We start from the raw sequence: 12,486 nt of genomic DNA on the forward strand, positions 1-12,486 counted from the left end.
GTCAGGATCCTCCCTCCCGCTTTTCCTGGACCCAGTGGGCCATCGACATCAGGCGGGTGACTCCGGCGGTACCGGAAGCTCCGCTCAGGGCGGTGGCATGGTCGCCGATTTCCGCCCGCCGCCCTTCGGACCATAGTCCGGCCCGCTCGCGGAACAGGACCAGCGCCCTGGTTTCATCCGCCGTGAGGCCGACCGGGAGAGGCACCGCCTGCATGGGCGGTGGAGCCGCGATGATGATCTGCGGCGCGGTCTTGGTATAGACCACCACCGTTCCCGCCGCCAGATCACCCAGCCGCTGGAAACGCCGCGACGCCAGGCAGCTCCCGAGGCCGATGCCATAGGTGAAAAACGGCATGCCATCGATGAAGCGGAGGAAATTCCGCACCACCGCCTGGCCGAGGGTGATGGGGGAACCGGTGGCCTGCACCACGCGCAGCCCGGCGACGCGCTTGCCGGGGGTGGCACCGCGTTTCCCCGCCTCGAAAATCACCGGGTAGAACCAATCCAGAAGGAACCAGGCCAACATCCACAACCCCATGGCCACTTGTCCGCCGATGGCCAGTCCGCTGATGGTCATGACGATGGTGACAGCCGTGAGAATGAGCATGCGGATCACCAGATCCACCAGATAGGCCCCTGCCCTGACGAGCGGCCCGGCGATGCGCAGGCGGATCTCGATTCCTTCCGCGAGTTCCACGGTCTGCAGGGTATCCAGTTTCTCCACCGCCATTGTCCGTGCCGAAGTTAGGTGATTTTCGCGGTGCGTAAATGCCGAAAGAAGACAACGTGGCTGCGGCGTCCCGCCGCAATTCTTTCCAGGGGAGCGAACAATCGTCACGCCATCGCCGCAGCCACGGGCATTTCAGGAAAACAACGCGGCGACCATATCGACACACTTCGGCCCCGGCATGACGCTCATCTCCATCTGGTTCATCACGTAAGCGAAAGAGATGCCGGACAAGGGATCCACGAAGGCGTGGCTGCCACCGGCCCCCGGGTGGCCGAAGGCGGCCGTGGACGGGCCATAGAGCTGGCGGATCTTCCGCCCGTCCGCATCCACGGGATCCTGCTGGCAGCCGCAGGTAAAGACGGTCGGTTTCAGGAGCACCTTGTCATAGGCGGCGCTGCGCCGGCCGGCCAGCGCACGGCGCACCGTCTCCGGGATCGGGCCGGGCAGCGAACCGGCGGCGGCTTGATGGAACTTGGCGAGGGAGGATGCGGTGCCGATGCCACCCATCGCGGGCAGACCGGCGGCCCATGGACCGGGGTGGTTCATCTCATGCACGGCGTGCAGGCCGCGCGGGGAGGTGAATGCGCGGCGCGTGAGCGTGCCGGGTGTGTTGAACTCCTTGTAGAAACCCGCCTCGATGTCCGATGGCGCGGCTTTCCCCGGATAAAGCTTCGCCACGCGCGGCCATTCCTCCTCCGGCAGACCGATCCAGAAGTCGAGATCCAGCGGGACGGCGATGACTTTCCTCCAGTAGTCCCCCAGCGTCATGCCGGTGAGGAGGCGCACGGGATGATCCACCAGTGTGCCGAAGGTGCGGGGATGGTAGCCATGCCCCTCCCCCAACTGCCATGCCGGTTGCTGCGCCTCGATGGCGGCCACCACGGCATCATGGTCCAGCACATCCGCCGGCTGGTCCAGTGCGGGGAGGCCGCATTGATGGGAAAGCAGGTGGGCGAAGGTCGCATCCTCCAGCGGGAAGCGCTCCCACACCTCCCGGACGGGCGTCTCCGGCCCCATCCCGTTCGCCTCCAGCGCCATCAGCAGCGTGGCGGCGGCAGGCCCCTTCGTGGCGGAGTAAACCGGTACCAGCGTGTCCGTGGTCCATGGCCGCAGGTGCTCCTTCTCGCACCATCCCTGACCGAGTGAGAGGCACTCCACCCCGTCCCACCAGACGCTGACGGACGCACCGATCTCCCCCCTTTCCCGGAAGTTCCTTTCGAAAACCTCCATCACCTCTCCCAGCACCGATGGAGCGACGGACATGCGGTCAGATCTCGTAGTTCTGGCTTTCCCGGGGACCGGACAACACCGGGTTGGTGGACCATTCGTCGATCAGCCGGTAGGCGACCGCGAGCAGCGTGGGGCCGAGGAAAAGCCCCACCAGCCCGAAGGCCAGCGCCCCACCGATGACACCGCAGAAGATCAGCACGAAAGGCATCTTGCTCCCCTGGCTGATGATGAGCGGACGCACGACGTTATCCACACCGCTGATGCCGAAGAAACCCCAGATGAGCATGAAGATCCCCCACCCAGGCCGTCCTTGGGCGAACAGCCAGAGCGTGGCGGGCACCCACACGATCGGCGGGCCGAAAGGCACCACCGCGAAAAAGAACGTCAGCACGCCGAGCAGGATCGCCCCCGGAACATCGGCGATCCAGAAACCCAACCCGGCGACGATGGCCTGGATCAGCGCCGTGCCGAGGAAGCCGTAGATGACCCCGCGCACGGTGTCACCCGCCACTTTCAGGAGGTGCTTGCCACGGTCCCCCGCCAACCGTTCCACCGCCACCTGCAGCCGGTCCGCGAGCAGGGAAGCATCCCGAAGGAAAAAGAAGGCGAGGAACGCGCTGATCATCACCTGGGTGACCCCCTGTCCGACCGCCACCCCGGCGGTGACGAGGGCTTTCCGCGCCATTCCCAGGGTCTGCCCCAGCAGGATCACCAGTCGGGAAGTGTCCGGCCTCTCCATGGCCGCTTCATCCTCCGGCTCGACCGGCAGGGGGACCGGGATGGCTTCATCCACCATCGCCTCCTCCTGCCGCTCCCGCTTTTTCCGGCTGTCCGCCTCCGCGGCCTTCTCCACGTCCTCCATCCAGCGCTTCCGGTCCTCGCTGAACTCCGTCCAGTAGGCCGCCGCCTCATCACCGACGATCGGCAGGCGGTGGACCCACGGCGGAGCCTCCTCCGGCGCGGCGAGGAACCATTTCTTCGTCGCCCCCGCCAGATCCTTGCCGTCCTGGACCAGGCTCATGCCGATGAGCACGATGGGTCCCGCCAGGATGACGGTCAGGGTGAGGGTGACCAGGCACGCCGCCAGCGTGCGGGAGCCGCGGAACCATACGGTGAACCGCCGCTGGAGAGGATACAACGAGTAGGACAGGACGATGGCCCACATCAGGGACGACAGGAATGGCTTCAATACCACCACGCAGCCGACCAGCAGCAAAAGCAGCGCGACCCCACCCAACAAAGGTTCGATCTTGAATCCCGTCCGCCGTGCGCCTTGTTCCATCTGACGGCGGAATAGTAAGACCGTCCCCTGTGCCGGGAGAGGAAAAAATGCGGGGAGCGTTTCTTTTCTTGGAAAGTGTTGGGACGACCGACACGCCTTCGACGAGGGGACGCTGATCATTTCCGTTGCGGGCAGGATTCACCACAACGGATAAATCGGGTGCCTCGATAAGAGGCATGTCTCTTTATTTGGATTCGTTCGCTCCAGCAAATCACTCCAACCAGCCACCTCCGGCATCGCTCCTCAAACCGAGCGATCGATTCGAAAACCGGCTCATACCCCTTGTTTGGTTTCCTCACCGGTTTGCAGATGCTTGCTCTTCAGTTCAAATGGAGTTTGGCGGCGTAACAATCAAACACTTTCCCGATCTCCTCTTCCTGCACTGGAAAAGCTGACGTGAGGCAACCCCGAATTGGGCATTAATGTTCCTATCGCGGAGGTATTCCTTCAATTCCATAACAGCAGGCACACAGCCAAAATCCCCGTAGAATTGCAGTGCTTGCTTAAAAGAAACTTGGTTGGCCCCGCGTTTCCAGCTATTCCACCGGGCAAACCGAAAAGATCCGAATCGGATCCGATTGTCCATGAGACCGCCTCCCTCTCTCCAGAAGTTCTCTCTCCTTGTCGCGTTACTATTTTGTTTCGTACCTTTCAGCGCACTGTCCCAATCCTTTGGCACGGATGATGCCGTGGACGCGTTTCCCACAAGGGAAACACGCCTGCGCCATGCTCCCTTCCCCGCCCAAATAGGGGGCCGTACCACCAAGAACAACATCGGACTTTACTCCGGCACTTATGTGGGAACGTACACTTCGTCAGGGGGGGCCAACTTCGCGATCATCACCCTCCAGTTTGATGAGGCAGGTCGTCTCGTCGACTTTTTTGGATCCGGTGGTCGAGGCGGTTTTTTACGTCCATCGTCCAGCGGTTTCATCGATTCGAGCGGAGCTGTTCATTTCACCCATGACACCGTCTCCACGGAACACGGGGAATGGCGGGGCACCGCGAGAGGCACCAGCATCAGCGGAACCCTCGTATTCACCTATGGAGATGGCCGTCCCTCTGCGTCTGGAACGTGGAGCCTGCAGAAAAAAATCGACTCTTTTGACCCCGATCCAGCGGCCCTCTATGCGGATCCCGTCGACACTGCCACCGGAGCGTTCATCGTCCAACAGGGCTTCCTTCACCAGAACTGCCCCTCGGGCCTGAAGCTCGAAGTTTCCTACAATTCATCCCTGCGTTACACAGGCCCGCTAAGCACGGGATGGAGCCATAACTTCGAGGCGAGGATCGATGAAATGCCAAGCGGCACATCGCTTGTCTTCAACTGGAACCAGAACCGGAGGAATTACTTCCACCGCCAGGGAGACGGGATCACTTACCGATGTTCCGAACGCGCGATGCGCCACGACATCGTCACCAAGAACGTGGATGGAACGTACACCCTCCTGCGCCAGGACGGATCCACCCTTTCTTTCGACAGTGCCGGCAAGGTGAGCCGGATCGCCAACCCCCGTGGCCACGGTATCCTTCTCACCTACAGCACCGCGAACGGCCGTCTGTTGAATGCGAAAGACGAAATATCATCTAAACAACTCACTTTCACCTATGACAGCTCAGGGCGTATCGTCCTGGTGACCGATCCCCTGAATCGGCGCTTGGTCTTCAATTACAGCACATCCGACACCATGAACTACTGGACTCTGTCCAGTGGTTCGAACGTCACTATTTCACGGAACCTCTTCACCTACGACAGTGCGGGGCGCATCCTGACGGTGAAGGATTACGAAAACGTCGTCTTCGCCACCAACACCTACAACTCCGCGGGACGGGTGGCCACGCAGAACGACGCCAACCCCGCGACGCCCCTCACGTTCTTCACCTACGATGACACCTCCACCCCGGGTTACCTCGTCACCACCGTCACCGACCGGAACAAACGACGGCTAGTCTATACCTATGACCCGGATTTCCAGATGGTGTCTTTCGAGGATCAGAACGGTGCAGTCACCCGCCACAGCTATGACGCGGACGGCAACAAAACTTCCACCACCGATCCATTGGGAAGGGCCACCGTTTATTCCTATGACGCGGCGGGGAATCTGACCTCCCTGACGGATCCCGCGGGAGCCGTCACTTCCATGGAGTATGACGTGAGGAACAATCTCACGAAGATCCGCAAGCCGGACGGAAAGGAAAGCACCTTCACCTACGACGCGCGCAACAACCCTGTCTCCGCCACCAACGCCCTGAACCAAACGCGGTTGACAAGCTACGATCCGGCCACGGGGCTTCCCACCCAAAAAACAGACCCGCGCGGCGGCGCCACCCGTTACACTTACACGGCCGGTCTCGTCACCGAAGCGACGGACGCGAACAACCACAAGACGCTCTTCGCATACGATGCCGCCGGACGGCTCCTCAGCACTACAAATCCCGCCGGCAAGGTCCATGCCTTCACTTATGACACCAATGACAATCTTCTCACTTCGAAGGATCCGCTGAACAACGTCACGGCCTTCACCTATGATTCACGGAAGCGGAAGCTCTCTGAAACCGATCCTCTCGGAAAAGCCACGAGGTACGTTTACACCGGGGACGGACTTCTGAGCGCCGTCATCAATCCCCTTGGCGAGCGCGTCAGCTACAATCACGATGGCGAAGGCCGTCTTCTGGAGACCATCGATCCCCGTGGTGGGGTGACCCGGATGAAATACGATCCGGCCGGCCACCTCCTCGCCATCACCAACGCGACCGGAAGCACGAAAAATTTCCGCTACGATGCCGCCGGGAATCTCATCGACTTCATCGATGCCCGTGGAAACAGGACCCGCAGGACACTGGAGCAGCGCAACCTGGTGACCGCGGAGGAAGATTCCCAGTCCCGCACCTCCGCCTCCACCTTCGACAACCTTCGGCGTCTGAGGACCAGCACGGATCCTCTCGGCAACATCACCCGGCTCACCTACGACGATCTCGATCGACTGATCACCGTCAGCGATCCTCTCAATCAGGTATCCCGGCAGGATTTCGACGCCGATGGGAACCGCATCTCCATCACCAACCCGCGCGGTGCGGCCACCACCTTCACCTACGATGCCGGCCAGCGACTGACCTCCGTCACCGTGCCGGGCAACAGGGTCACCACCTACACCTACGACAACCGCAACCTGCCCGTCACCATCACCGAGCCGTCCGGGCAACAAACACAACTTACCTACGATGATGCGGGACGGCTGCTCCAGACCACGGATCCGACGGGCACCATCAACCGCACCTATGACGCTGCGGGCAAGCTCCTCACCGTCACTCAGCACTCGGCGGTCATCACCCGTTCCTATGACGATGCGGGCAGGCTCACCCAATTCACGGACGCAGCGGGGAACGTCCTGAAATATGCCTATGACGCCGCGGGCAACCTGAAGACCCTCACCTATCCGGACAACAAGGCCGTCACCTATGCTTATGACGAAGCGAACCGCCTTTCCTCCGTCACCGACTGGGCGGGCCGGGTAACCACCTATTCCTACGACCCGGACGGACGCTTGGTGAGAACCGTCCGGCCGAACGGCACCGTGGAAAGCCGGACTTGGCTGGCGTCCGGGGAGCTGGCCACTCTCGCCGACAGCATCGGAAATACCGCCATCACCCAGTTCACCCTCGGCTACGACCCGGGAGGGCGCCTCGTTTCCGAGACCGCCATTCCCGTTCCCGCCGCGTTCACTCCCGTCTCCTTCACCGCCGCGTATGATGCGGGCAACCGCCTCACCGCCGTCAACGGCGCTGCGGTGACCCATGATGCCGATGGAAACATGACCGGCGGTCCGGTTGCCGTCGGCACGGGAACCGCCACCTATACCTACGACTCGAGGAACCGTCTCACTTCCTTCGGCGGTGTTTCGTATGCCTATGACGCCGAAGGTCGCCGGACCTCTCTCACAAACAGCTCCGGCACCACCCGTTTCGTCATCAATCCGAACGCGAACCTCAGCCAGATCCTCGTGCGCACAGCACCCGACGGCACCGTTTCCCGGGCGGTTTACGGGCTCGGCCTCATCTACGAGGAAACCGGCACCGCGATCCGCTGCCACCACTACGACTACCGTGGCAGTTCCGTCGCTTTCTCCGACTCCTCGGGCGCCGTCACCGGCCGCGTCGAATATGGAGCCTACGGCGAGATTTCCCTTCGCACCGGCAATACCGCCACCCCGTTCCTGTTCAACGGACGCCACGGGGTGATGACGGATCCGAACGGCCTCTACCACATGCGGGCCCGCTATTATCACCCCGTCATCAAGCGCTTCGTGAACCAGGATGTCATTCTCGGAGCCATCAGCAGGGCCATCTCCCTGAACCGCTTCGCTTATGGCAACGGCGATCCTGTCTCGATGATCGATCCTTTCGGCCTCGAAGCTCAGGACGCGTCGCTTGGTGAGGAATTTATGCCATTGGGACTCGATTTTCTTCCCTTTGGCCTCGAGGCCCAGAACGGGTCGCTCGGCAACGAGCTGCTGTCCTTGGGACTCGATTTCCTTCCCATCGTCGGAACGGGTAAAAGTATCTACGAACTGTTCACTGGCCGGGACATGGTCACGGGCGAACATGTCCCGAGATGGATGTCAGCCTTGGGGATCCTCCCATTTGGAAAGGCGCTGGGCAAATTCGGAAGCGCGTTCGCTGACGTTGAGAAGTATACCGCAAAGAGCGTAGACAAGTTTAACCGAACGCCCAAGAGTCTGATGGATCGGATGGTGCTAGATGCGGCCAAGCAGGGCAAAGGCACTAAAATCATCGATAATCTTGGCGATCCCGAGTTTAAGGGAATGGAGAAATGGAGCTATACGGAAAAATCTGCGGCTGGTCTGCGTTCCGAAGTCCACTATGTACGAGATCCAAAGACTGGTAAATTGATGGACTTCAAGTTTACGCATCATGCGGAAACCTACAGATGACACGGAGGCAAATCACATGAAGGTCCGATGCCGATTTAATCAAATTGGTGACATTCCTGAGATCGATGTCAAAAATCGGTTGGCTGAATCAATTCATCGAAATGGTTCTGACGATGATTTGGTTGAGGGGACGACTTACGCGGTGTTTGCTCTTGCTCGATGGAACGATGGAGGACTACGAGTTTACCTGCACACGATCAAGGAAAGTGAACATCCTTATCCATATCCGTTAGAAATGTTTGAGGTTGTAGACCCAAACATCCCGGAAAACTGGAAATTCGTTTTTGAGCAACGACCTACTGGACTGGAGATAAAGCTCATGAGCTTTCCCGAATGGATTGAAGATATTAGGTTTTATGAAAAACTGGTTGAGGGCGACGAGTGTGCGATTGCATCATACAACCTTCAACGCTTTAGCGTGAAACCACGTCCCACCGCTGGCGCGTGAAGCGACGGCCACCAAGTCCGGGAGCAAACCCCACTCTGTCACGCTGCCTGCAACTAGAACGAAAACGCCTCGACTCGTCTCACTTGGATGAGATTCTCCAAACTTCCCCCGATTCCCTCAATCACTTGAACTCCTCATCGAAAATATTCCGCGGTATCGCCTCCCTTCTCATGGCTGTTGCGAGTTCAGGTTGGTGTGCCGATTTCGCCTACGATGCCACCGGACGCCTCACCGGGGCCGCCGGAGCGGGCAACGTGAAAATCAGCTACACGTATGACGACGCGGGAAACATTACCGGCGTGGCGGCCACACCCTACGCCGCGGCTGCGCCGTTCCTTGTGGGTGGGACCGCACTCACCGGGACGGTCGGCTCACCATTCTCACAGACCTTGGCATCCAGCCGGATCCCGGCGGTATTCGCAGCCGCCAATCTGCCGCCGGGCCTCGCGTTGAATGGCGGAACGGGATCCATCACCGGCACTCCCACCACCGCGGGCGTTTTCAGCACGAAGGTGACCGTCACTTCCGGCGGGACCTCCGCCGAGTCCCCCCTCATCATCCACATTTTGCCGCCCAGCCAGCTTCCCACGGTGGTGCGCCAGCCGGAGTCCACGATCGCCACCATCGGCCAGCGCGTCACGCTGTCGGCGGACATCGAGGGTAAAGCACCACTTTCCTTCCAGTGGAGGAAAGACGGTGCCGTGATCAATGGCGCGACGGGCCTCAGCCACTCAATCCCTTCCTTCACCCAGGCGGACACCGGGGCCTACACCCTCACCGCCACGAACAATGCCGGCTCCGTCACCACTCTGCCGGCCACCCTTTTCCATACCCAGACATTCGCCACCGGGAACAATCCTTCCGGCCTGCCCGTCACCCACGGCGGCACGTTGCCGTGGTCTCCGCAAACCACGGTGACCCGGGACGGGATGCCCGCGATGCAGAGCGGGGCCATCACTCACGGCGGCACCAGCATTTTCGAAACCACGGTGACCGGGCCGGGTGTTTTCGTATGGTACTGGAAAACATCGTCGGAATCCAACGACCGGTTGTATTTCCACCTTAATGGCAGCCAGATCGGCTATCTTTCCGGGGAAACGGACTGGCAACCCGCCGTGAAACTCATTGAGGCGGGCACCCACACCCTGCGCTGGTCCTACATCAAAAGCAACTTCACCACCGCCGGGCAGGACAAAGCTTGGGTCAGCTCCGCCACCATGTATTACGGATGGGCGATCAACGCCGTCCCGACAGGAAACGGTGAAATCACCCGAAGCCCGGCGGTCACGGAAACTTACCCGAACGGATCGCAGGTGACTCTCACCGCCGTTCCCGCGCCGGGCCATTATTTCGCGGGCTGGAGCGGAGACCTCACCGGCACCATGAATCCCGCCGCCATCGCGATGACTTCCCATCGCTCCCTCACCGCGATCTTCAAGGAGGATCTCGGGATTGCCCTCGGGGCCTACGGGTTGAAATGGATCACCGGAGGAAACGCCGACTGGAAAAGCCAGTCGTTCGTCACGAAGAACGATGGCATCGCCGCCAGCAGCGGAGCGATCGGCAACAACCAGAGTTCCTGGGTCGAAACGACGGTCACCGGCCCCGGTAACCTGAGTTGGTGGTGGAAGGTTTCGTCGGAAACGGGCTATGACAAACTGATATTCTCGATAAACGGAGTGGCGCAGGAAGACATCAGCGGCGAAGCGGACTGGGCCAACCGCGTGCTCAGTCTCGGAGCGGGTAGCCAGACACTCCGCTGGTCTTACGTAAAGGATATCCGGACCGTCGCCGGCGTTGATACGGCTTGGCTGGATGAGGTGAGATTCCTGCCGGCTGCCGCACAGAGCTTCAACGACTGGGTGGCGACCTGGAATCTTCCCCCAGGAAAACGCGGAAGAACGGATGATGCCAATGACGACGGCATCCCGAATCTCCTTGCGTTCGCTTTCGGCGTCCCCCCGATGGAAAATGCCACCGCCAATCTGCCGGTCGTGAGCCGCAATGGTTCGAACCTCACGATCACCTACAAGCGTTCCAAGAAGGCTCTTGGAATTGCTTGGACCCCTCAGGTTTCCGACAATCTGGTCGATTTCAGAACCACTGGAATCACCCATTCCAAAGTAGGCGAAGATTCGGAAGTCGAAACCTGGACGGCCACGGTCACGACGGCCGGGTTTCCGAAGAGGTTCCTGAGGATCAACGTCGAATAAGCATGTTGGCCATGACGACAACGAAAGAGAATGACGAAAAATTGCTCAGAATAGACATCGGCAGAGACAGCATCCTCACAACAGCAGGCCCTGCTTGAAGCCTATGAATCGATCGGTTTGAGCGGCCCGGGGTTCGGTGCAACCGGGATCGGCTGCCGCTTGAGAACACGCTTCCCCCCGGGCACCGGAGCATTCAGAGAATCGATCCCGGCCCGTAGGCGGCGGCCTCCGGGCTGGCTTGTTCCAGCTTGCGGACTTCTGAGGCGAACGCGTTGATCTGGGCTTTCGCGGCGCCGCTTTCGCGGTCGCCCCTGGAAAGAATGGCATCGAGGGCGGCGCGGTCGAGGCCGAGGCGGGAGTCCCCGGCAAGGCGTTCGACGAGGTTGTTTTTCTCCACCTTGCCGGTGCGCAGGTCGTTCACGGTCGCCACGGCGTGTTCCTTGATCGCTTTGTGCGCGGTTTCGCGGCCGACACCGGCTTTCACCGCCTCCATCATGATGGTGGTGGTCATCAGGAACGGCAGGTAGTGGGTGGTTTCCGCGGCGATGACGGCCGGGTAGGCGTCCATCTGGTCGAGCACGGTGAGGAAGGTTTCGAAGAGTCCGTCGATGGTGAAGAAGGCGTCCGGCAGCATGACGCGGCGGACCACGGAGCAGGAAACGTCGCCTTCGTTCCACTGGTCCCCTGCCAGGCCCGCTGCCATGGCGAGGTGGCCCTTGAGAATGACGTGGAAGCCGTTCACGCGCTCACAGGAACGGGAGTTCATCTTGTGCGGCATGGCGCTGGAACCGGTCTGGCCGGGGGCGAAGCCCTCGCTGGCGGTTTCGTGCCCGGCCATCAGGCGCAGGGTCTTGCAGAGAGAGGACGGTCCGGAAGCGAGGTCCGTGAGGGCGGCGACGACGCGGAAGTCGAGCGAGCGTGGATAGACCTGGCCGACGTTGGTCCAGACAGCGGGCATGCCGAGGTGGGCGACGACGCGTTGCTCCAGCTCCGCGACCTTGGCGGCATCCCCTTCGAACAGGGAAAGCTGGTCCATCTGGGTGCCGACGGCGCCTTTCAGGCCGCGCACGGCGTATCCGGCGATGACGGCATCCAGCGCGGCGAGGGCGGAAAGCAGTTCCTCACCGAACATGGCGACGCGCTTGCCGAGGGTGGTCGGCTGGGCGGCGACGTTGTGGGTGCGGGCGGTGAGAATGAGATCGCCCCATGCTTCCGAACGCTCGCGGAAACGGCGGAGCGCGGAGACGGTCTTGTCACGGATGATGAGAAGGGAGCGGAAAACCTGGAGCTGCTCGACGTTCTCCGTGAGATCCCGTGAGGTCATGCCTTTGTGGATCTGCTCGTGCCCGGCGAGGTCGTTGAACTCCTCGATGCGGGCCTTCACATCGTGGCGGGTCACGCGCTCCCGCGCCATGATGGAGCCGGGGTCCACGCTGTCCTTCGCCTTTTCGTAGGCGTCGATCGCTTCCTGCGGGATGTCGAGGCCCAGATCCTTCTGGGCCTTCATCACCGCGATCCAGAATTCGCGTTCGAGGATGATCCGGCCTTCGGCGGACCAGATGGCTTGGATGGCGGAGGAAGCGTAGCGTTCGGCGAGGACGTTGGGAATCACGCGCCGACTCTGGCGGGCC

General features: G+C 61.0%; 7 protein-coding genes. 3 read left to right on the top strand and 4 right to left on the bottom strand.

The genetic code is table 11. The features are described 5' to 3' along the window. Window position 1 precedes the first annotated feature (1 nt). The 3 genes from KF712_20815 to KF712_20825 all read right to left on the bottom strand — a co-directional run bounded on the left by KF712_20815 (window position 2) and on the right by KF712_20825 (window position 3,242). Window positions 2-730 carry an RDD family protein gene (locus tag KF712_20815; protein MBX3743440.1) on the bottom strand — a complete coding sequence of 243 codons (729 nt, stop codon included), beginning with the start codon at window positions 728-730 and terminating at the stop codon, window positions 2-4. A 132-nt stretch (window positions 731-862) separates the two neighbouring features. Further along, window positions 863-1,993, bottom strand: a complete 1,131-nt coding sequence (locus tag KF712_20820; GenBank protein ID MBX3743441.1) for a beta-lactamase family protein — start codon at window positions 1,991-1,993, stop codon at window positions 863-865. Window positions 1,994-1,997: 4 nt separating this feature from the next. After that, a complete protein-coding gene (locus tag KF712_20825) occupies window positions 1,998-3,242 on the bottom strand; it encodes an AI-2E family transporter (protein ID MBX3743442.1) in 1,245 nt (414 codons plus the stop codon). 1,298 nt (window positions 3,243-4,540) lie between these two features. On the opposite strand from KF712_20825, the gene KF712_20830 reads away from it, so the two are divergent. From KF712_20830 to KF712_20840, 3 genes are all read left to right on the top strand, one after another. Continuing rightward, on the top strand, window positions 4,541-8,194 hold the full coding sequence (locus tag KF712_20830) for a hypothetical protein (GenBank protein ID MBX3743443.1): 3,654 nt from the start codon (window positions 4,541-4,543) through the stop codon (window positions 8,192-8,194). Between the two features lie 16 nt (window positions 8,195-8,210). Beyond that, on the top strand, window positions 8,211-8,642 hold the full coding sequence (locus KF712_20835; GenBank protein ID MBX3743444.1) for a hypothetical protein: 432 nt from the start codon (window positions 8,211-8,213) through the stop codon (window positions 8,640-8,642). Window positions 8,643-8,812: 170 nt separating this feature from the next. Beyond that, window positions 8,813-10,855, top strand: coding sequence for an immunoglobulin domain-containing protein (locus KF712_20840; GenBank protein ID MBX3743445.1), 2,043 nt, complete (start codon window positions 8,813-8,815; stop codon window positions 10,853-10,855). A gap of 193 nt (window positions 10,856-11,048) precedes the next feature. Here KF712_20840 and KF712_20845 read toward each other — a convergent pair whose 3' ends face one another. Further along, window positions 11,049-12,467 carry an adenylosuccinate lyase gene (locus KF712_20845; GenBank protein MBX3743446.1) on the bottom strand — a complete coding sequence of 473 codons (1,419 nt, stop codon included), beginning with the start codon at window positions 12,465-12,467 and terminating at the stop codon, window positions 11,049-11,051. Window positions 12,468-12,486: the final 19 nt, after the last annotated feature.

This window comes from Akkermansiaceae bacterium (assembly GCA_019634595.1).
In the GTDB taxonomy this organism is placed as follows: Bacteria; Verrucomicrobiota; Verrucomicrobiia; order Verrucomicrobiales; family Akkermansiaceae; genus Luteolibacter.

What these genes read in the sequence shown, in the direction of transcription:
- KF712_20830 (MBX3743443.1), top strand. Translation starts at nt 4,541, where the DNA reads ATGCCAAGCGGCACATCGCTTGTCTTCAACTGGAACCAGAACCGGAGG.
- KF712_20835 (MBX3743444.1), top strand. Translation starts at nt 8,211, where the DNA reads ATGAAGGTCCGATGCCGATTTAATCAAATTGGTGACATTCCTGAGATC.
- KF712_20820 (MBX3743441.1), bottom strand. Translation starts at nt 1,993, where the DNA reads ATGTCCGTCGCTCCATCGGTGCTGGGAGAGGTGATGGAGGTTTTCGAA.
- KF712_20825 (MBX3743442.1), bottom strand. Translation starts at nt 3,242, where the DNA reads ATGGAACAAGGCGCACGGCGGACGGGATTCAAGATCGAACCTTTGTTG.
- KF712_20815 (MBX3743440.1), bottom strand. Translation starts at nt 730, where the DNA reads ATGGCGGTGGAGAAACTGGATACCCTGCAGACCGTGGAACTCGCGGAA.
- KF712_20840 (MBX3743445.1), top strand. Translation starts at nt 8,813, where the DNA reads ATGGCTGTTGCGAGTTCAGGTTGGTGTGCCGATTTCGCCTACGATGCC.